At 67.6% G+C, this 20,741-nt stretch carries 17 protein-coding genes, 2 tRNA genes and 1 pseudogene; 11 read left to right on the forward strand and 9 right to left on the reverse strand.

The genetic code is table 11. The features are described from left to right. Positions 1-66 precede the first annotated feature (66 nt). The 7 genes and pseudogenes from ACRVYW_RS12700 to ACRVYW_RS12730 all read left to right on the forward strand — a co-directional run. Entirely contained in the window at positions 67-858 is a 792-nt protein-coding gene (locus ACRVYW_RS12700) for a hypothetical protein (protein ID WP_431805115.1), read from the forward strand. Continuing rightward, positions 855-2,336 (forward strand): ATP-binding protein, encoded by a 1,482-nt coding sequence (locus ACRVYW_RS12705; RefSeq protein ID WP_108871795.1) that lies wholly within the window; start codon positions 855-857, stop codon positions 2,334-2,336. Before ACRVYW_RS12700 ends, ACRVYW_RS12705 begins: the two co-directional genes overlap by 4 nt. A gap of 33 nt (positions 2,337-2,369) precedes the next feature. Beyond that, positions 2,370-2,915 carry a hypothetical protein gene (locus tag ACRVYW_RS12710; RefSeq protein WP_174202242.1) on the forward strand — a complete coding sequence of 182 codons (546 nt, stop codon included), beginning with the start codon at positions 2,370-2,372 and terminating at the stop codon, positions 2,913-2,915. A gap of 29 nt (positions 2,916-2,944) precedes the next feature. Further along, complete coding sequence (locus ACRVYW_RS12715; protein ID WP_431805177.1) at positions 2,945-4,696, forward strand: type IV secretory system conjugative DNA transfer family protein; 1,752 nt, start codon at positions 2,945-2,947, stop codon at positions 4,694-4,696. 93 nt (positions 4,697-4,789) lie between these two features. Further along, positions 4,790-5,269: a single-stranded DNA-binding protein gene (locus tag ACRVYW_RS12720; RefSeq protein ID WP_431805116.1), complete on the forward strand. Its 480-nt coding sequence runs from the start codon at positions 4,790-4,792 to the stop codon at positions 5,267-5,269. 15 nt (positions 5,270-5,284) lie between these two features. Next, positions 5,285-5,890 (forward strand): hypothetical protein, encoded by a 606-nt coding sequence (locus ACRVYW_RS12725; RefSeq protein WP_431805117.1) that lies wholly within the window; start codon positions 5,285-5,287, stop codon positions 5,888-5,890. Between the two features lie 372 nt (positions 5,891-6,262). Beyond that, positions 6,263-7,381 (forward strand): annotated as a pseudogene (locus ACRVYW_RS12730) (recombinase family protein); the annotation flags it as partial. A 589-nt stretch (positions 7,382-7,970) separates the two neighbouring features. Here ACRVYW_RS12730 and ACRVYW_RS12735 read toward each other — a convergent pair. From ACRVYW_RS12735 to dnaA, 9 genes are all read right to left on the reverse strand, one after another. Continuing rightward, positions 7,971-8,043, reverse strand: a tRNA-Ala gene (locus ACRVYW_RS12735). A 24-nt stretch (positions 8,044-8,067) separates the two neighbouring features. Continuing rightward, positions 8,068-8,144 (reverse strand) — tRNA-Ile (locus ACRVYW_RS12740). 72 nt (positions 8,145-8,216) lie between these two features. Continuing rightward, positions 8,217-8,618 (reverse strand): DUF3566 domain-containing protein, encoded by a 402-nt coding sequence (locus tag ACRVYW_RS12745; RefSeq protein ID WP_431805118.1) that lies wholly within the window; start codon positions 8,616-8,618, stop codon positions 8,217-8,219. Continuing rightward, positions 8,615-11,218, reverse strand: a complete 2,604-nt coding sequence (gene gyrA / locus ACRVYW_RS12750) for a DNA gyrase subunit A (RefSeq protein WP_431805119.1) — start codon at positions 11,216-11,218, stop codon at positions 8,615-8,617. The genes ACRVYW_RS12745 and gyrA overlap by 4 nt, the downstream gene beginning before the upstream one ends. 146 nt (positions 11,219-11,364) lie before the next feature. Next, on the reverse strand, positions 11,365-13,428 hold the full coding sequence (gyrB, locus tag ACRVYW_RS12755; RefSeq protein ID WP_431805120.1) for a DNA topoisomerase (ATP-hydrolyzing) subunit B: 2,064 nt from the start codon (positions 13,426-13,428) through the stop codon (positions 11,365-11,367). A 134-nt stretch (positions 13,429-13,562) separates the two neighbouring features. Beyond that, positions 13,563-14,048: a DUF721 domain-containing protein gene (locus ACRVYW_RS12760; protein WP_431805121.1), complete on the reverse strand. Its 486-nt coding sequence runs from the start codon at positions 14,046-14,048 to the stop codon at positions 13,563-13,565. Continuing rightward, a complete protein-coding gene (recF, locus tag ACRVYW_RS12765) occupies positions 14,045-15,301 on the reverse strand; it encodes a DNA replication/repair protein RecF (RefSeq protein WP_431805122.1) in 1,257 nt (418 codons plus the stop codon). Before recF ends, ACRVYW_RS12760 begins: the two co-directional genes overlap by 4 nt. A gap of 41 nt (positions 15,302-15,342) precedes the next feature. Further along, entirely contained in the window at positions 15,343-16,485 is a 1,143-nt protein-coding gene (gene dnaN, locus ACRVYW_RS12770; RefSeq protein WP_431805123.1) for a DNA polymerase III subunit beta, read from the reverse strand. Between the two features lie 504 nt (positions 16,486-16,989). Further along, positions 16,990-18,414 (reverse strand): chromosomal replication initiator protein DnaA, encoded by a 1,425-nt coding sequence (dnaA, locus tag ACRVYW_RS12775; RefSeq protein WP_431805124.1) that lies wholly within the window; start codon positions 18,412-18,414, stop codon positions 16,990-16,992. A 335-nt stretch (positions 18,415-18,749) separates the two neighbouring features. On the opposite strand from dnaA, the gene rpmH reads away from it, so the two are divergent. Genes rpmH through yidC form a run of 4 tightly spaced genes read left to right on the forward strand, consistent with a single transcriptional unit; the run spans position 18,750 to position 20,741 of the window. After that, on the forward strand, positions 18,750-18,887 hold the full coding sequence (gene rpmH / locus ACRVYW_RS12780; protein ID WP_005054680.1) for a 50S ribosomal protein L34: 138 nt from the start codon (positions 18,750-18,752) through the stop codon (positions 18,885-18,887). Positions 18,888-18,897: 10 nt separating this feature from the next. Next, positions 18,898-19,248 (forward strand): ribonuclease P protein component, encoded by a 351-nt coding sequence (gene rnpA, locus ACRVYW_RS12785; protein WP_431805125.1) that lies wholly within the window; start codon positions 18,898-18,900, stop codon positions 19,246-19,248. Between the two features lie 11 nt (positions 19,249-19,259). Continuing rightward, the gene (gene yidD, locus ACRVYW_RS12790; RefSeq protein ID WP_431805178.1) at positions 19,260-19,628 is read left to right on the forward strand and encodes a membrane protein insertion efficiency factor YidD; all 369 of its coding nucleotides are present in this window, start codon (positions 19,260-19,262) and stop codon (positions 19,626-19,628) included. A gap of 3 nt (positions 19,629-19,631) precedes the next feature. Further along, positions 19,632-20,741, forward strand: coding sequence for a membrane protein insertase YidC (gene yidC / locus ACRVYW_RS12795; RefSeq protein ID WP_431805126.1), 1,110 nt, complete (start codon positions 19,632-19,634; stop codon positions 20,739-20,741).

The following is a 20,741-nucleotide window of genomic DNA, read 5'->3' on the forward strand; positions in this document are numbered from 1 at the left end:
CCCCCCCCCCCCCCCCCCCCCCCCCCCCCCCCCGCTGCCGCGCCCGCCGAACCCTGAGGAGCTGTCATGCCGACATTCACCGATCCCCAAGCGGATGCCCGCGAAGCCGCTGAGGCCTTGCGCGGGCTTGCGCACGCCACGATCACCATCGAAGATCCGCGCGTCATGTATGAGGTCATGGGGAACCTGCTGGCCAGCACCCGGTACCTGGCGCAAGTCACCGATCAGCTCGCCCAGAACCATCACCGCAGTGCGGCACGGGCGACGACCGATCACGGCGATCCGATCGCCGCACGAACTCTCCTCAGCGACACGATCGACGCGCTGCGCACCGCGTCCGCCCACATGGATCAAGCCGAAGTCTCCCTCGACCAGGCATCCGGGAAGGCGGGGCAGATCGCCTGGAAGCCCGACGATCCGCAGCACCGGTGGGTCAGCATCGTGTTCCTCCAAGGCGAGGACGCCGACCCCGTGATCGAGATCATCGACCGGCAGGGCACCGACGCCGCGATCGAATACCTCGCCGCCTGGGATCACGGCGAGGAGACGGTCAGCGATGCGATGGAGAACGGGTACGTCTACGACACCGCCCCGCACAGCGCCGCCGACCGGCTCGCCACCTCCGGCGACTACGCCCTCACTTACAGCTCCGCCCTGGGCTACGTCGGGCTGTCCCGCCGCATCGACGCCCCCAACCCCGACCCCGAGGCTCCAGCCTCCAGCAACATGGCATCGCCCGCACCGGAAGCCGAGCTGCAGAGAGGGCGGCATCGCCGGCCGGCACGGTCGGAAGCGTCGTCGTGGTTCCGGCCGGACGCGATCGACGAGGTCGCCGAGAACCGGGGGCTGTTCCGGTGAGCGGCGACCGCGAGAAGCTGCACTCCGCCGTCCTCGTCGCCCCCGCCAAGGAACGCCGCCGACTCCGCAAGCAGCGCCGGCAGGCCGCCGCGGAGCTCGTCGCCGAACAGCGCACCCGCGAACGGGCCGAGGCCAGAGCGAAGCGGGAGCGCGAGCGGGCCGAGCGGCGCGCGACCCGGTATCTGCCCGCAGCCGGCGAGCCCGGCCCCGCCACCTTGCGCACGCCGGGCCGGTTTCGCCTCCCGAAGCATCAGGACACCAGCGCGATGCTCGCCGGGGCGTATCCATTCCTCGCCGAAGGCGGCTTCGGCTCCCAGGGCGTGTTCATCGGCCAGGACCTCTACTCCGGCGGGTCATTCGTCTACGACCCGTGGGTGCTGTATGCGAACGGGGTCATCACCGCCCCGAACATCGTGGTCGCCGGCATCGTCGGCTCAGGCAAGTCGAGCCTCGCGAAAAGCCTCTACACCCGCTCGCTCGGATTCGGGCGCCGCGTCTACATCCCCGGTGACCCCAAAGGCGAACACACCGCCGTGGCGGAGGCCGTCGGGGGCCGGGCGATCAAGCTCGGCCACGGCCTGCCCTCCCGCCTGAACCCCCTCGATGAGGGATACCGGCCCGCCGGGATGAGCGACGAACAATGGACAGCCACCGTCGTCTCCCGGCGACGCGACCTGATCGGGGCGCTCACGGAGACCGTGCTGGCGCGCCCCATGTCGCCGTTGGAGCACACCGCGATCGACACCGCCCTGGCCGCGACCATGCGGGCCAACTCGGTGCCGATCCTGCCGATGATCGTCGACCACCTCCTCGACCCCGAAGGCGACGAGGACGGCAGACTTCAGGAGGACGGGAGGATGGTCGGACATGCCCTGCGCCGCCTGGTCGCCGGTGACCTGGCCGGCCTGTTCGACGGCCCCTCGACGGAGGTGTTCGATCCGTCGCTGCCGATGATCTCCCTCGACCTGTCCCAGGTCACCGAGAACTCCACCCTCATCAGCGCGCTCATGACCTGCTCGTCGGCGTGGATGGAAGCCGCCCTCCTCGACCCCGCCGGCGGGCAACGCTGGTGCATCTACGACGAAGCCTGGCGCCTCATGTCCCAACCGGCCCTGCTGAGGCGGATGGACGCGCACTGGCGCCTCGCGCGGGCGTATGGGATCGCGAACGCGATGATCTTCCACAAAGTCTCCGACCTCGACAACGTCGGCGACCAAGGCTCAGCCATGCGCGGCCTCGCCAACAGCCTGCTCGCGAACGCGGAGACGCGGATCATCTACCGGCAAGAATCCGACCAGCTCGGCCCCACCTCCGCCGCGCTCGGGCTGACCGGCACCGAACAGGCCCTGCTGCCCACCCTCGGGGTCGGGCAAGGGCTGTGGAAGATCAAGGGCTCCTCCTACGTCGTCCAACACCAGCTACACCCCGCCGAAAACCGACTCTTCGACACAAGCTCGCGAGCAGCAGCGCGCAGCTAGGAACACCAGGAGGGGCGGGTGCACCTGGCGGGCATGAGACACGCACACACCCCTGCCGATTCAACCAGTCCCGCACCGGTGTCGGTGCCGCATCTCGTGCTCGACGTACACGAGGACGGCACCCTCACCGCGACCCTCGACCACCACCCGGTCGCCGCGCCGGAGGATGTGGGGGCGTGGCGGCGGGCGATGTTCGCGCAGATCATCGATCACGTCACCGACGATCGGGCGATCCCGGTGCGCGTCACCGTGCACGAGGTGGACGGCAGCTCCTTCACCGATATCCTCCCCGCCGTCAAACGCCCCACCCCGAAGCGCGACACGGACTCGGAGCCGGAGCCGGTGAAAAGGCCGGGCCGGCGTCGTCGCGGGGCCGGTCCCATCGAGGTCGACGGCGGTGACGGGTTCATCTCCGGCGAAGACATCGCCGTCGCCCTCATCGTCGCCCACACCGACGCGACCCCCGATGGGCGGGCCGGCGCCCTCCTCGACCCCCAGGTCATCGCCGCGGCGAAGGCGGCGGAGGTGGTGCTGGTCGGGCGCGTCTCGGGCACGATCGCCGTCCGGGGCCTGCCGTGACCGGCGCGCAGGGCCGCCCCGGCCAGCCGATGGGTGATGAGCTCACCAACCTCCTGCTCATCGCGATCGGAGGGCTGCTCGGGGTCGCCTTCGTGCTCCGCGCCGCGGGCAGTGTCGCCGCGTTCGTCACCGGCACACCTCAGCCGACCGCCGGGGCGACCGGCGGGGTCGCGGTGTTCTTCCACCCGGCCGATCCGGGCGGGCAGCTCGGCGCCACCGGCCTGAACCCGGTCGTCTACTGGATCACCGCCGCCTTCATGCTCACCATCCTGACCGTGGCGGGGTTCTGGGCCTGGACCATGATCCACCGGTTGACTCGGCAGAACGCCGCCGATCCGCACCGGCAGGAAGGCACTGCCACCGGTCACGAGGTCGCCAAGGCCGCGTCGGCGAAGGCGCTCATGCGGCGGGCCGGCACCCTGCGCCCCAGCCTGGAGAACCCCGGGCCGGGCGATGTCGGGTATCGGCTCGGGATCGCGCATCGGCACGAGGTGTGGGCGAGCGTGGAGGACTCGATCCTGTTGATTGGGCCGCCCCGTTCCGGCAAGGGCCTGCACCTGATCATCCCGGCGATCCTCGACGCGCCCGGCGCCGTCGTCACCACGAGCACCCGGCCGGATAACGTCACCGCCTGCCTCCGGGCAAGAAGGCGTATTGGCCCGGTGGCGGTGTTTGACCCCCAGCGTCTCGCCCAGGGCCTGCCGGCGGGGATGCGGTGGTCACCGATCCGGGGCTGCGAGTCTCCGCAGACCGCGATGATCCGCGCCGCCGGCCTGGCGTCTGCCACCGGCTTGTCCGCGGGCGGGGTCGAAGGCGGCGACTTCTGGGAGGGCAAGACGAAAGCCGCGCTGCAGGCGCTGCTGCACGCTGCCGCCCTCGACGGCCGATCACCGTCTGAGCTGTTCCGGTGGACTCTCGACCCCACCAGCGCGGCGGATGCGGTCGCGATCCTCACCAACCACCGGCAGGCCGCGACCGGGTGGGCGGACTCTCTGGCGTCAATGATCGATGCCGACTCGCGCACAAGGGATTCGATCTGGCAGGGCGTCAGCCTCTCTCTCGCGGCGCTGGCTGATCCGCGGGTGCTCGATGCGGTCTCACCCGGTGAGGGTGAGGAGTTCGATCCCGAGGCGTTCATCCGTGAGCGCGGCACCCTTTTCCTCCTTGCCACCGGCGCCGGCGCCGGGAACAGCGCGGCACTCGTGGCTGCGCTGGTCGAGGACGTGGTGGAGACGGCCCGTCGCATGGCCGCCCGCTCGACGGGTGCCCGGTTGGACCCGCCGCTGCTGTTGTGTCTGGATGAGATCGGGAACCTGGCACCTCTTCCCAGCCTTCCGACGTTGATGGCCGAAGGCGGGGGCACCGGCATCACCACCCTCGCGGTGCTCCAGTCTCTCGCGCAGGCGCGGGACAAGTGGAACGAGCACCAGGCCGGCGCGATCTGGGATGCGTCCATCGTGAAGATCATCCTCGGCGGCGCCTCCAACAGCCGCGACCTCCAGGACCTCTCCACACTGATCGGGGAACGCGACGAGCTCACCGACACCACCACCGTCGGTGACCACGGCTCCCGCTCCAACCAGCGCAGCGTGCGGCGGGTCGCGATCCTGCCGCCCGATCACATCCGGCGCCTGCCGTTCGGCACCGCGGTGACCCTGCTGCGGTCGGCACCGCCAATCATCACCGACCTGCGGGCGTGGCCCGCCCGCCCCGATGGCAAACAGATCCAGTCGGATCGAGCCGAGGTCGAACGGCTCCTGCACGGCGCCCACCGCGAGTAGACGACGCGGGCGTACCGGGGTGGTCGAGTGCACCTGCCTGCCACGAGCAGCCCCGACGACGAGCGGGCGGCATGAGCAGAGCAGGAGCACACGATGAGCGATCAGCAGCCAGACGTCGACCCGGAGATCGGTCAGGCCTTCTACGGGTTCGTCGCCTCCGAACCGCAGCTGACCTGGCACGACGGCAAGCCGCGCCTGTACGTCAAGGCCGGGCAGGAGCATTACGAGTACGGCCCGGACGGGTCGCGCACCAAGCTGCCGACCACCTTCCACGATGTCGTCGCGTTCCGCGGCGCCGCGAAGAGTGGTGGCGAGATGCTGTCGAAGCAGGACTGGTTTCTTGCGCACGGCCGTCTCGAAACCAGCACGAACCCGAACACCGGGGTGGAGAGCAAGGAGTTCATCGCCAACCGGTTCGGTCCCGACGCCGCCCGGATGAACATCGAGATCGGCACCCCGCGCCGACTGTCGCAGATGGAGTCCCCGAACCGGCAGCAGCCGCAGCGGCAGGGCGGGTTCGAGCCGCCCGAGCAGGAACAGCCCGCCCGCGAGCAGCCCGCACGGGCCCTGTGAACGGAGGCGGACGCGATGAACGACACCACCACCCCGCCCGACCTCCCCGAACCGGAAGAGTGGGAGGACGAGGACTTCGGTCCGACAGGCCCCGACGATGATGTGCCGGGGCCGCCGCGGCCAGTGAACTGGAACCTGCTGCTCGCGCACGACCTGGAGCAGGAATGGCTCGCCCTGAACCGTTGGGTCGAGTGGGTCAGGCGAGAGTACGCGCTGCCCGCATCGGTGATCCCGCCGTTGTGGCACCGGCATCCGGCGCTGAAGTGGGAGCTGTCCGCGCTGCACCTGCACTGGCTGGCCGCGTACGACCCGGAACAGGACGCCTCGGCCGCGATCGGGTGGCACCGCGACTTCGCCGCCGCCCGGCAGCGGCTTCGCGACTGGGTCGCCGCCTCCGGCACCCGCCTGGATCGCGACCGCCCCGACCGGCAGACCGCCTGGCCCGGCGAGCCCCCGGCACCGCCGGTCGAAGACATCCCGATCACGAACCGGCGCGAGGACTTCGTGGCCTTCGTGATCGAACAGGTCGCCCGCCGCAAAGCCGCCGAGGACGCCTTCTTCGCCCGCCTCGACGACGCCGACATCGACCCCGACATGGGTGCCGATTCCGAAGGCGGGTGAGCGGTGATGGTGCGGAACTATCAGCGCAAGACTCAACGCCCATCATCGGACCGGCGGCTGCGGGTCACGTTCACGAGGCGGGAGCAGATCGACACCGAGAAGATCGCCGAAGTCCTCATCCGCGTCGCCCTGCGCGAGGCCGGCACCGGCAGCCCGGTCGGTCAGGCCGGAGACCAGCTCCGGGCGCTGCTGGCCAGCAAACGGTAGAATCCCTGTTGTACGTCCATCCAGGGCGCTACCGGCTAACCCAATCTGTTGCCCGAACCCGTCGCGGTTCGGCAGGCCTTCCCATCTGTGTCGTGACCGCCAGTCGACGCCCGCACCCAACCCCGCTGTCGGGGCTGGGTGAGAGCCCGAAAGGCAGTCACGACCATGACGCTCATCGACCTCCCCGCCGGCCTCGACCTCCCCGCCGGCCTCGACCTCCCCGCCGGCCTCGACCTCGGCGCACTGCGCACCCTCGCCGCCGGCCCGAAACACTCCCACGAGGCGACGACCCTTCCTGATGGGAAAGTGCCCGCGATCTCGTACCTGCGGGTCTCCACCAAGGACCAGGCCACCCGCAACGGTCTCGAAGAAGGCCTCTCCATCCCCGCACAGCGCGACGCCGCGCAGCGCAAGGCCGACCAATTGAACGCCATCATCGTCGCGGAGTTCATCGAGCCCGGCGAGTCCGGGAAGACCGCGCGCCGCAAAGCGCTCCAGGAGATGCTGGACTACCTCGCCGAGCACCCCGTCCGGTACTGCATCATCAACAAGGTCGACCGCATCGCCCGTAACCGGCTCGATGACGCGATCATCCACGCCACCCTCCGCCAGGCCGGGGTCACGCTCGTGTCCGTCATGGAGAACATCGACGAGACCCCCTCGGGGATGCTGATGCACGGCATCATGGCCTCCATCGCCGAATTCTACTCCCTGAACCTCGCCCAGGAGGTCACCAAGGGGCTCGTGCAGAAAGCCACGATCGGCGGCACCCCGCACCGGGCCCCCATCGGCTACCTCAACATCCGCACCACCGATGCGAACGGGCGCGAAGTCCGCGAGGTGCGGCTCGATCCCGACCGGGCCGAGCTGATCCGGTTCGCGTTCACCGCCTACGCCACCGGGGACTGGTCGCTGTCGAAGCTCGCCCGCGAGCTGGAGACCCGCGGCCTCACCACGAGGCCGACGCCGTCGTTCCCCGCCAAGCCGGTCACCACGACCGCGCTGCACAAGATCCTCACCAACCCCTACTACCAGGGCATCGTCACCTTCCGCGACGTCACCTACCCCGGCACGCACGATCCGCTCGTAACACCGGAGACGTTCGAGCAGGTGCAGACGATCCTCCAGCAGAACCACGTCGTCGGCGACAAGCCGCAGAAGTACGACCACTACCTCAAAGGCTCGATCTACTGCGGCTGCGGGAAGAAGCTCATGTTCGAGCGGCCCCGCAACCACCAGGGCGTCGCCTACGACTACTTCACCTGCACCGGCCGCCGGTTCAAGCGCAACGACTGCCAGCGCACCGCCATCCTCACCCACCGCGTCGAGCAGGCCATCGAGACCGGCTACCAGGGCATCTCCCTCAGCCCTGAGGAGGCAGCACAGATCCAGGGCGTGCTCGGACAGGTGTTCGACGCCCTCTCCGAATCCACCAGCGACGAGAAGAAACTCCTCGCCGGGCAGAAGGCCAAGCTCGAAGCCGAACAGGTCAAGCTCCTCCAAGCCCACTACGCCGACGCGATCCCCCTCGACCTGCTCAAGACCGAGCAAGACCGCATCCGCGCGAGCCTGCAAGCGATCACCGGTCGGCTCGACACGTTGGAAACCACTTACGACAAAGCGAAGGTCGGACTCGACGCAATCCTCGGGCTCCTCACCGACATCGGCGACGTCTACGCCAAGGCCGAACCCGCCGAGCGGCGGATGCTCAACCGGGCGCTGTTCGACCGCATCACCATCGATGACGAGGACGAGGCCACCCTCCAGCCGACCGAAGCGATCCAGACCATCCTGGCCACCACTCTCAGGCCACACAACGAAAGAACCTTGCCCCGCGATCACGCGGGGCAAGGTTCGAACATTCAACTTTGGGTGGAGCCTAGGAGATTCGAACTCCTGACATCCTGCTTGCAAAGCAGGCGCTCTACCAACTGAGCTAAGGCCCCGTGAGGGGAATGTCTGTGGGGAGATGGTGGGGCTACCAGGACTTGAACCTGGGACCTCTTCATTATCAGTGAAGCGCTCTAACCGCCTGAGCTATAGCCCCGTCTGGAGGCCGGCGTCTCCGCCGTCAACCTCCAAGACTTTACCCGATGATCCAGATATCCAGAAATCCGGGTCAGTTCGAAGTGAAGCCGACGAGGAGTCCGCCGGTGACCTTGACCATCAGGTTGTAAATGCCGGCGACGACGGCACCGAGCACCGTGACGACGACGAGGTTCAGCAGCGCGACGACCGCCGCGAACGCCATCACCTGCGAGAGGCCGATGTAGTCGCTCAGTTTGAAGTTGTCGTCGAACGCGGTGAACAGCTCATCGAGCTGGCTGATCATGCCGGTCGTCTGGATGACCATGAACACCAGGAACGACGCCACGATCGTGACGATCGCGAGCGCGACCGCCGCGAGGAAGGACAGCTTCACCGCCGACCAGAAGTCGATGTACACGAGGCGCAGGCGCACCTGCTTCGCGCTGGTCTTGCTCGATGACTTTTTGGCCAGCTTGTCGGCTACCGTGCTCATGCGTCGGTGTCACTCTCTTCGGGGCTCGCAGGCTCAGTGTTGTCTGCGGTGTCGTCTGCGGCGGCGGGGGTGGTGGCCGGCTCGTCGGTGTCCGGAGCCTGTCCCAGGGTGCGCTCTCCGTTCCGGGCGATCGCAAGGATGCGATCGTCGTCATCGGGGCGGGCGAACACGACACCCATGGTGTCGCGACCCTTCGCCGGGACCTCGGCCACGGCAGAGCGTACCACCTTGCCGCTGGCAAGAACCACCAAGACCTCGTCGTCCTCGGAGACCATCAGACCCCCCGCGAGATCCCCTCGATCCTCGCTCAGTTTGGCCACCTTGATGCCCAGTCCGCCACGGCCCTGCAGGCGGTATTCGCCGACGCGCGTGCGCTTGGCGTACCCGCCCTCGGTGACGACGAAGACGTACGCGTCGTCCTTCGCGACGGATGCCGACAGCAGCGAATCGCCCTCGCGGAAGCTCATCCCCTTGACGCCCTCGGTCGCACGGCCCATCGGGCGCAGCGACTCGTCGGTCGCGGTGAAGCGCAGCGACATGCCGTGCTTGGAGATGAGGAGGATGTCGTCGGAGTTGTCGACGAGCAGGGCACTGACGAGCTCGTCGCCGCCCTCCTCGTCATCCTGCCCACGCAGGCGGATCGCGATGATGCCGCCCTGACGGTTCGTGTCGTACTCGCTCAGGTAGGTCTTCTTGATCTTCCCGTCGCGTGTGGCGAGGACGAGGTGGGTCGCCGCCTTGTAGTCGCGGATGTCGAGGATCTGCGCGATCTCCTCGCCGGGCTGCAGGGCGAGGAGGTTCGCGACGTGCTGACCCTTGGCATCCCGCCCCGCCTCCGGCAGCTCGTACGCCTTCGCGCGGTAGACACGACCCTTCGTCGTGAAGAAGAGGAGCCAGTGGTGGGTCGTCGTGACGAAGAAGTGCTCGACGACGTCATCCGCGCGCAGCTGCGCACCCTTGACGCCCTTGCCGCCGCGGTGCTGCGAGCGGTAGTTGTCGCTGCGCGTGCGCTTGATGTAGCCGGCGCGGGTAACGGTGACGACGACCTCCTCCTCGGGGATGAGGTCTTCCATCGACATGTCGCCGTCGAAGCCGTGCAGGATGTGCGTGCGGCGCTCGTCGCCGAAGCGGTCGACGATGCCGGTGAGCTCGTCGGAGATGATCGTGCGCTGGCGCGCGGGATCGGCGAGGATCGCCTGGTACTCGGCGATCTGCCGCTCGAGCTCGGCGAGCTTGTCGATGATCTTCTGACGCTCCAGCGCAGCGAGCCGGCGCAGCTGCATGGAGAGGATCGCGTCGGCCTGAACCTCGTCGACGCCCAGCAGCTCAATGAGGCCCTGGCGAGCGGCGTCCACGTCGGGCGAACGTCGGATGAGTGCGATGACCTCGTCGAGGGCGTCGAGCGCCAGCGCGTAGCCGCGCTGGATGTGTGCGTCTTCCTCCGCCTTGCGCAGGCGATACTGCGTGCGCCGGACGATGACCTCGATCTGGTGTTCGATCCAGTACGCGATGAAGCCGTCGAGCGCGAGCGTGCGCGGCACGCCGTCGACGATCGCGAGCATGTTCGCGCCGAAGTTCTCCTGCAGCTGCGTGTGCTTGTACAGGTTGTTGAGGACGACCTTCGCGACGGCATCCCGCTTCAGAACGATCACGAGACGCTGGCCGGTGCGGTCGCTCGTCTCGTCGCGGATATCGGCGATGCCCGAGAGCTTGCCGTCACGCGCGAGGTCGCGGATCTTCGCGGCGACGTTGTCGGGGTTCACCTGGTAGGGGAGCTCGGTGACGACGAGGCACGTGCGGCCGTGGATCTCCTCGACGTTCACGACGGCGCGCATCGTGATCGAGCCGCGGCCGGTGCGCTGCGCCTCGCGGATGCCCTTGGTGCCGAGGATCTGCGCGCCGGTGGGGAAGTCGGGGCCCTGGATGCGCGCCATGAGCGCGTCGAGCAGCTCATCGCGTGTCGCATCGGGGTGCTCGAGCGCCCACAGTGCGCCGTCGGCAACCTCGCGCAGGTTGTGCGGCGGGATGTTCGTCGCCATGCCGACGGCGATACCCACCGAGCCGTTGACGAGGAGGTTCGGGAACCGAGCGGGGAGCACCGTCGGCTCCTGCGTGCGCCCGTCGTAGTTGTCCTCGAAGTCGACGGTGTCCTCGTCGATGTCGCGGACCATCTCCATCGCGAGCTGCGCCATCTTGGTCTCGGTGTACCGGGAAGCCGCGGCGCCCATGTTCCCGGGAGTGCCGAAGTTGCCCTGGCCCTCAGCCAGCGGGTACCGGAGCGACCACGGCTGCACGAGACGAACGAGCGCGTCGTAGATCGCCGAGTCGCCGTGCGGGTGGAACTGGCCCATGACGTCGCCGACGATGCGCGCGCACTTCGAGAACGCCTTGTCGGGGCGGTATCCGCCGTCGTACATGCCGTAGATGACACGGCGGTGCACGGGCTTGAGTCCGTCGCGGACGTCGGGGAGCGCGCGGCCCACGATGACGCTCATCGCGTAGTCGAGGTAGCTGCGCTGCATCTCGACCTGCAGGTCGACCTGGTCGATGTTGCCGTGGTTGTACCCGGCGTTCGGGTCGGGGCGTTCTTCGTCAGTCATGGTGTGCTTTCGTCTGCGTCTGCGTTCAGGAGGCTCCGGAACGCTGATCTGAGGGCAAGAGCGGGGGCCCCGCCGCTTCGCGGCACCCCGATTGCCCTCAGATCAGCATTCCTCCGCCTCTCGCGATCGATGTTCTGGTCGTCGTCTCAGATGTCCAGAAAGCGGACGTCCTTGGCGTTGCGCTGGATGAACCCGCGCCGCGACTCGACGTCCTCTCCCATGAGGATCGAGAAGATCTCGTCGGCCGCGGCCGCGTCGTCGATCGTCACCTGACGGAGGGTGCGGGTGTCGGGGTCCATGGTCGTCTCCCACAGCTCCTTGGCGTTCATCTCGCCGAGGCCCTTGTAGCGCTGGACGCCGTTCTCCTTCGGGATGCGCTTGCCCTCGGCGGCGCCCTCGACGAGCAGCGCGTCGCGCTCGCGGTCGCTGTAGACGTACTCGTGCGGCGCGTTCGTCCACTTGAGGCGGTACAGCGGCGGCATCGCGAGGTACACGTAGCCCGCTTCGATGAGTCCGCGCATGTAACGGAACAGCAGCGTCAGCAGCAGCGTCGTGATGTGCTGACCGTCGACATCGGCATCCGCCATCAGGACGATCTTGTGATAGCGCGCCTTCTCGACGTCGAAGTCCTCGCCGATTCCCGTGCCGAACGCGGAGATCATCGCCTGGATCTCGGCGTTGCCGAGGGCGCGGTCGAGGCGCGCCTTCTCGACGTTCAGGATCTTGCCGCGCAGCGACAGGATCGCCTGACGCTCGGGGTCGCGGCCCGAGACGGCCGAGCCGCCGGCCGAGTCGCCCTCGACGAGGAAGATCTCGGAGATCGACGGATCCTTGCTCGTGCAGTCCTTGAGTTTCTCCGGCATGGATGCCGACTCGAAGACGCTCTTGCGGCGCGCGGTCTCGCGGGCCTTGCGGGCGGCCATGCGGGCAGTCGCGGCGTCGATCGCCTTCATGATGACGCGCTTGGCCTGCACCGGGTTGCGGTCGAGCCAGTCGGTGAGCTGGTCGCCGACGATCTTCTGGACGAACGCCTTCGCCTCGGTGTTGCCGAGCTTCGTCTTCGTCTGACCCTCGAACTGCGGCTCGGAGAGCTTGATCGAGATGACCGCGGTGAGTCCCTCGCGGATGTCGTCTCCGGTGAGGTTGTCGTCCTTCTCCTTGAGGAGGCCCTTCTCGCGCGCGTACTTGTTGATGTACGTCGTCATCGCGGCGCGGAAGCCCTCTTCGTGGGTGCCGCCCTCGTGCGTGTTGATCGTGTTGGCGAACGTGAAGACGTTCTCGGTGTAGCTCGTCGTCCACTGCATCGCCATCTCGAGCGAGATGTGGCGGACGGTGTCTTCGGCTTCGACCTCGATGATCTCCTCGTTGACCACCTCGGTCTTGCGCACCTTGTTGAGGTACTCGACATAATCGACGAGACCGCGCTCGTAGAGGAACTCGTCGTGCGGCTGGCGCTCCTCGGGCGTGCCGTCCTCGAGGTCGACCACGTAGCGCGAGGCGGGGCGCTCGTCGCGCAGCGAGATGCGGAGTCCCTTGTTGAGGAACGCCTGCTGCTGGAAGCGGGTGCGGAGCGTGTCGTAGTCGAACTCGATCGACTCGAAGATTCCGGCATCCGGCCAGAAGGTGACCGTCGTGCCGGTCTCCTCGCTCGTCTCGCCCTGGGCGAGCGGGGCCTCCGGCTTGCCGCCATCGCTGAAGGACTGCCGCCAGACGTAGCCCTGACGCTTGATCTCGACCTCGAACCGGGTGGAGAGAGCGTTCACGACCGACGATCCGACGCCGTGGAGACCACCCGAGACGGCGTACCCGCCGCCGCCGAACTTGCCGCCGGCGTGGAGGACGGTGAGGACGACCTCGACGGTCGACTTCGTCGGGTCGGACGCGTGCGGATCGACGGGGATGCCGCGGCCGTAGTCGACGACCCGGAGGCCACCGTCTTCGAGGATCGTGACCTCGATCGCGTCGTTGTACCCTGCGAGGGCCTCGTCGACGGCGTTGTCGACGATCTCGTAGACGAGGTGATGCAGACCGCGCTCACCGGTGGAGCCGATGTACATGCCGGGACGCTTGCGGACCGCCTCGAGGCCTTCGAGCACCTGGATGGCGTCGGCCCCGTACTCGTTCTCGACCTTCTTCGGACTCTGATGGTGAACCGCGGGGGTGTCCGTGGGTTCGCCGTCGGGAACGCTGTCGGGGGTATCGGACGTCATAGGCTTCGAGCGCTCCTGAATCACATCTGGTCGAGAAACCGGTCGTCTGTCATTCTATCGTGCTTCACGCCGCGAAAGCCCGCTGAACGCCCCTGTGGCGCGATGAAATCACCTGGGATGCCGACGGACCTGCCTTATCCGTAGGTATCGCGCGGGCCGCGCCCTGGAACGGCTCTGGGGCCCCATTTCCAGGAGGGGACGTCGGGGCCGACGAAGCGGACGTTCTGCACACCGGCGTCGGGGAACCGTCGCATGAGCTGCGTGACGATCTCGGCGCGCATGAGCTGCAGGTTCTTCGCCCACGCGGTCGAGTCGCATTGCACGGTCAGGATGCCGTCGGCCAGCGCGACCGGATTCGCGTGCCGCGCCGTCTCGGCGCCGGTCACCTCCTCCCACTGGAGGACCAGGTCCTCACGGGCCAACTGCGGATCCCAGCCGGACTGACGGGTGAGATCGGAAAGGATGTCGCCGACCCCCTTCGGGTCGCGACCGGGGGCGAAGGGCTGCTTGTCGTCGTCGTCCGCCTGCCGCTTGCGCTTCCGTCGCGCGGCACGGGGCGAGGGCTCCAGTCCGCGCAGGCGCAGGTAGGTGGCGATCGTCTCGGGAACGCTGTCGGTCACCGTTCCACCACCTCCGGCTCCTCATCCCGCTCCTGAGTCGGGTCCGTGACGATCCTGCCGGCGACGACGCGCACCGTGCGCGCGCGGAGCGCGGGCGGCACATCCTCTTCGACGGCCGCGGTGACGACGACCTGCTCATAGCCCTCGACGAGGGCCGCGAGCCGGGCGCGACGGTCGGCGTCGAGCTCGGCGAAGACGTCGTCGAGGATCAGCACCGGGTCTCCGAGCTGCGACTGCGCGCGCAGGAGCTCGGCCGAGGCCAGGCGTAGCGACAGCGCGACCGACCACGACTCGCCGTGCGACGCGTAGCCCTTCACCGGAAGCCCACGCACGCGCAGGACGAGATCGTCGCGATGCGGACCGACGAGCGTCACGCCCCGGTCGAGCTCGGCGGAACGCCGCGCCGCGAGCGCCGCACGGAACTGCCGCTGGATCTCCTCCGCGCCGCCCGCTTCCCCGCGCTGATCCCCCGCACCGCCCGCACCCCCGCGCTGATCGAGTGCCCGCGGCGCGGCCGTGGGTGTATCGAGATCACCCTCGTCCTCCGGGTCGTGCCCCGAGATCGAGAGCGACCATTCGAGCTCCGGCCGGTGGTCGGCGCCGGCGATCTGCGCGTAGGCATCCGCCACGGGGCCCGCAAGATCCTCTGCCAGGGCGAGCCGGGCACGGATCACCTCGGTGCCGAGCTGGACGAGCTTGTCGTCCCAGACGTCGAGGGTCGAGAGCCCTTCGCCGCGGATGCCGCGGGCGCGCGCCGACTTCAACAGCGCGGTGCGCTGCTTGAGCACACGGTCGTAGTCGCCGAGGACCCCCGCCATGCGCGGTGCACGCTGGATGAGCAGCTGATCGGCGAACCGGCGGCGCGCGGACGGGTCGGCGCGGACGATCTGGAGGTCTTCGGGAGCGAACAGGACGACCTGCGCGTAGCGGGGGAGCTCCGCAGTCTTCACCGGCGACCCGTTCACCCGCGCCTTGTTGCTGCCGGATCGGTTGAGCTGGGCCTCGAGCAGCACGCGCCGCTCGCCGTAGCCGAGGCGCATGCGGACGATCGCGGCGTCCGCGCCGTCGCGCACCATCGGGGCATCCTGCGACACGCGGTGCGAGCCGAGGGTCGCGAAGTAGCCGATCGCTTCGGCGAGGTTGGTCTTTCCCTGTCCGTTCCGGCCGACGAAGACGTTCGCGCCCGCGCCGAGGGTCACGTCGGCGGCCGCATAATTGCGGAAGTCGACGAGACTCAGCTGCTCCACGATCACCCGAACAGCCTAGTTCGGGGGTGCGACGCGGGCAGTGCCGGTCAGCGCAGGAGGAGGTTCGGCTGCAGCAGGTACTTGAAGCTCTCGGGCGTGCCCGAGGTCTGCGGCGTGATGAGCACGGGGCTCAGCTTGTTGGCGTTGTCGCTCGAGGTGAACGTGATGCGCGTGAACTCGCTCTTGACCGCGCCGAGCGCCTCGAGCAGGTACTGCGGGTTGAGGCCGAGGGTGACCTCTTCGCCGGCGAGGGTCGCGTCGACCGACTCCGAGGCGCGCGCCTGCTCGGTGCCGGCGGCGTCCATCGAGACGCCCTCTTCGGTGAAGGTGAAGCGCAGCGGCGCCGATCGGTCGAGCACGAGCGACACGCGGCGGACCGCTTCGGCGAGTTCGGCCGTGTTGACGACGGCGTAGTGGTCGGTCTGCTCGGGGAACAGGCGCCGCACGGGCGGGAAGTTCCCCTTGATGAGCAGCGAGGTGACGGTCTTGTTGCCCGAGGTGAACGCGATGATCTCGCGGTCGCCCGAACCCGAGAACGCGATCTGGATGTCGCCGGAGTGCGCGAAGGTCTTCCCGACTTCGGTGAGCGTTCGCGCCGGGACCAGGGCGGTCGTCGACTCGTCGTCGGCGACGCCGCCGCCATCCCAGGCGACATCGCGCAGGGCGACGCGGTAGCGGTCAGTGGCGACGAGGCTGAGCGAGGTCCCCGCGACTTCGAGCTGCACACCGGTGAGCACAGGAGTGACGTCGTCGCGCGATGCGGCGAAGGCGACCTGTGAGATCGCGGTCGCGAACTCGTCGGCGGGAACGAGGCCCGACTCGCCGGAGACCTCGGGGATGGCGGGATATTCCTGTACCGGCATCGAGGCGAGCGTGAAACGCGCCGACCCGCAGGTGAGCACGATGCCGTCGTCTTCGCCGACCTCGATCTGGATCGGTGCGTTCGGAAGCCGGCTCGCGATCTCGGACAGGAGGCGCCCGTGCACGAGGATCGTGCCGGGTTCGTCGACCGTCGCCTCGATCGTCGTCCGCGCGGATGCCTCGTAGTCGAACGCGGCGAGCGAGAGTCCCTCATCGGATGCCTCGATCAGCACACCGGCCAGGATCGGCTGGGGGTTCCGCTGCGGCAGGAGCTTGACGACGAACGACACGGCCTCGCTGAAGACATCGCGATTCACGTGGAACTTCACTGGCGCTCCCTTGATGGACTCTGGGTCACTCGAACGTGGCGTTCGGAGGACCGAAGCGTTCCCATGCTAGTGCCCACGTCGTCGAACTTCGCTGACCCGATGTCGCCGGGAGCCGCACGGGCCGCGTCGCCGGGTCCCCGCTCACATGGTGATCGAATCGGTTTCCCATTGATGAATCTCTGTCATGGTGTTAACAGCTGTGGAAAGTGTGGATAACCCGGCCGATCCCGCTCGTGGAGCGGAAACCACACGTGTGTAAGTTGTGGGCGAGCTGCGGATGCCTGTGTTCATGCGGCTTCTCGGCGCAGGCGCTTCGGCATCCGTCATCCACAAGGACCCGCGATCCGCCCACAGGCATCCCGGGATGACGACAAGTTATCCACAGGCTCTCCACACTGTGGGAAACGCGCATGATGAGACCTGGGACGGTTCCCTGTCAAGTGCGGCGGGGATCCCGCGCGTGTCAGCGCCGCCTCAGCGACCGTTTGCTCGGGGGCGGTCGCCTCAGCGACCGACGCGACCGAGGAGGGTCGTGATCTCCGAGACCTGGTTGTAGATCGAGCGGCGTTCCTTCATCAGTTCGGCGATCTTCTTGCACGCGTACATGACGGTGGTGTGGTCGCGGTTGCCGAAGAGCTGACCGATCTTGGGCAGCGAGAGGTTCGTCCGCTCGCGGCAGAGGTACATCGCGATCTGTCGTGCCGTGGCGATCGACTGCGACCGGCTCGAGCCGTAGAGGTCATCGACGGAGAGTCGGAAATACTGCGCCGTGGCCGCGATGATGTCGGTCGGCATGATGACGTTCGCCTCATCGGTGTCGACGATGTCGCGCAGCACCGTCTGGGCGAGCGAGATGTCGAGGGTCGATCGGTTGAGGCTCGCGAACGCGGAGACGCGGATGAGCGCACCCTCGAGCTCACGGATGTTGCTCGACACCTTCGTCGCGATGTACTCGAGCACGTCGTCGGGCACGAGGAGCCGCTCGGACTGCGCCTTCTTCCGGAGGATCGCGATGCGCGTCTCGAGGTCGGGCGCCTGCACATCGGTGATGAGGCCCCACTCGAACCGGCTGCGCATGCGGTCTTCGAAGCCGGTGAGGTGCCGGGGAGGTACATCACTCGTGATGACGACCTGCTTGTCGTGATCGTGCAGCGTGTTGAAGGTGTGGAAGAAGGCCTCCTGCGTCTCGGCTTTGCCCTGCAGAAACTGGATGTCGTCGATCATGAGGATGTCGACGTCGCGGTAGCGCGCCTGGAACGCGGAGCCGCGGTTGTTCGCGATCGAGTTGATGAAGTCGTTCGTGAACTCTTCGCTCGAGACATAACGGACGCGGATGCCGGAGTACAGGCTGAGGGCGTAATCGCCGATCGCGTGGAGCAGGTGGGTCTTGCCGAGGCCCGAGTCGCCGTAGATGAACAGTGGGTTGTACGCCTTCGCCGGAGCCTCCGCGACCGCGACGGCCGCCGCATGCGCGAAACGGTTCGACTGGCCGATGACGAAGTTGTCGAACGAGTACTTCGGGTTCAGTCGGGTGTCGCTGCGCGAGTCGGTCCGGATGGCCGCCGGCTCGTCGTCGATCGGCGGGCGAGGGATCGACGGGGCGATCAGCGGCGCCGTCGACTGAACCGGGATTGGGGCGGTGAGGTGCGCGTCGGCGAGTTCGTGATTGACGACCACGCGGAACGCGGTCGCTGCAGGCTCGGCATCCACTCGGCTGAGCGCCTCGAGGATCGGCGCACGCAGCCGCTTGTTGAGCTGCGCCGCGGTCAGGTCGTTCGGCACATCGAGGTAGAGCGTGCCACCCATGACGCCCTGGGCGACGGCGAGGTTCAGAAAGCCCTGCATCTGGGGCGTGACGCGCTCGTCGCCATCGAGCTGCTCCAGCACGGCGGTCCAGACCGGGACATCCGGAACATCGTGCTGTGACATGAGCCCCCCAGGCTGTGGTTCGTGGGTGAAGAATGCGTTTCGTGCGAGCGGGCGAGGGGGATCGACGCTGATTCCCGAGCCTGTGGATAACTACCCGAGCCACGGTAGCCAGCGAGGCCGTCGGGTGCAAAATCCACTGTAGTTCCGGCCCGCGTGTCGTCACCAGACGTCATCCACAGGCAGTGGATAATGCCTGTTCCGCACGGCTCGGTTTGAGTTTCGGCGGCACTCGACGTACCCTAAATCGGTTGACTTATGCCCACACGGGCTGTCCCCTGTACCTGTGTCCCCGGTCTTAGAGCGTTCGGGTGACCCGCCGATCCGGAGTGATCCACATGAGCAAGCGCACGTTCCAGCCCAACAACCGCCGCCGCGCCAAGAAGCACGGCTTCCGTGCCCGCATGCGTACGCGTGCCGGTCGGTCGATCCTGTCGGCGCGCCGCGCCAAGGGTCGCACCGAGCTCTCGGCCTGACGCGACCGAAGTGCTGGCGCGCGGGAATCGCATCACCCGCGGGGCGGAGTACAAAGCCGTCGTCCGTAGGGGCACTCGGTGCGCCGGTCCGCACACCGTCACCTACGTCGTCGCGACGCCCGAAGACCGCCCGGCGCGGTTCGGCTTCATCGTGAGCAAGCAGGTGGGAACCGCCGTGACCCGCAACACCGTTCGCCGCCGGCTCAAGGCCGTCTGCGCCGAGGTCCTTCCCCAGGTGAACCCTGGCGCGGAGGTCGTCATCCGGGCACTGCCCTCCGCGGCATCCGCCGATTTCGCCGCTCTCCGCGCCGATGTCACCCGCTGCCTGACACGCTCTTTCACACCGCGGGCCGCCGCGTGAGCGTCACGACCCTGCCCTCCTACTCCCTGGGGACCGGATCGCTCTCGGCGTCCGGGGTCCTCGGCTCTGTGCCGCTGCTCCCCCGGAACGCCGGACTGGCTCTTCTCCACACGTACCGCGCGACGATCTCGCACCTCTATGGCGACGTCTGCAAGTACTACCCGTCCTGCTCCGCCTACGCCGTCGGCGCCGTGCAGCAGCACGGGCTGGTCAAGGGCAGCGCTCTGACGGCACGTCGGCTCGCGCGCTGTCACCCGTGGGCGCGGGGCGGCATCGACGACGTTCCGCCGCACCGGGACTTCCGTCACGATCTGACCCGGCACGGGTTCGTCGTGCCATCCACAGACGGCACCCACGCTGTGCCGCCGAGAAAGGACTGATCCGTGCTGGATCTGCTGTATCGCTTCGCGGCGACACCCACCCCGGTGGTGCCGACGCCGACGACGCCCGCCCCCGCGCAGGGTCTCGACTTCTTCAGCGCCATCATGTGGCCGTTCAAGTGGGTCGTCGAGGCGATCCTCGTGTTCTGGCACTGGATCTTCACGTCGCTCGGGCTCGCTCCCGACGCGGGCCTGACCTGGGTGCTGTCGGTCATCGGTCTGGTCGTCGTCGTTCGTTCGGCACTCATCCCCCTCTTCGTTCGGCAGATCAAGAGCCAGCGCAAGATGATGGAAATTGCTCCTGAACTGCGAAAAGTTCAGGAGAAGTACCGCGGTAAGAAGGATCAGCTCTCTCGTGAGGCGATGAGCCGCGAGACGATGGCGCTGTATAAGAAGCACGGCACGACACCCGTGTCGAGCTGTCTGCCGCTGCTTGTGCAGATGCCGATCCTCCTCGGCATGTTCTACACGCTCAGCGATGTGAAGAAGCACGCCGAGTGGGGTGTGGGCGGTGTCGGACTGCTCAACAAGGAACTGACGTGGCAGTTCTACGAAGCGAAGCTCTTCGGCGTCGCGCCGCTGCACGTCAACATGATCGAGGCGATCAACACCAACCAGACCGCCACGGTGATCATCCTGATCATCCTCGTGATCCTCATGATCGCGTCGCAGTTCATCACGCAGCTGCAGATCATCTCGAAGAACCTGTCGCCCGAGGCCAAGACCGGCCAGGCGTACCAGATGCAGAAGATCATGCTGTATGTCCTGCCGCTGGCGTTCATCTTCTCGGGCGTCTTCTTCCCGCTCGGTGTCGTCATCTACTGGTTCACCTCCAACATCTGGACGATGGTGCAGCAGTTCCTGGTCATCCGAAACCTGCCCACCCCGGGTTCGGACGCGGCGAAGGCTCGTGAGGAGCGCCTCGCACGCAAGGGCAAGGCCGTGGATGCCTCGGGCAAGGTCGTGCCGCTGGAGAAGTACCAGGCCGAACAGCAGCGTCTGTATGAAGAGGCGCAGAAGGCCAAGGAGCAGGCGCCCAAGCGGCAGCAGCCGGTGAGCAAGCAGCGTGCGAAGAAGCAGGCCCAGAAGAACAAGCCGAACACCGAATCGTGA

Source organism: Microbacterium sp. bgisy203 (genome assembly GCF_965345155.1).
In the GTDB taxonomy this organism is placed as follows: Bacteria; Actinomycetota; Actinomycetes; order Actinomycetales; family Microbacteriaceae; genus Microbacterium.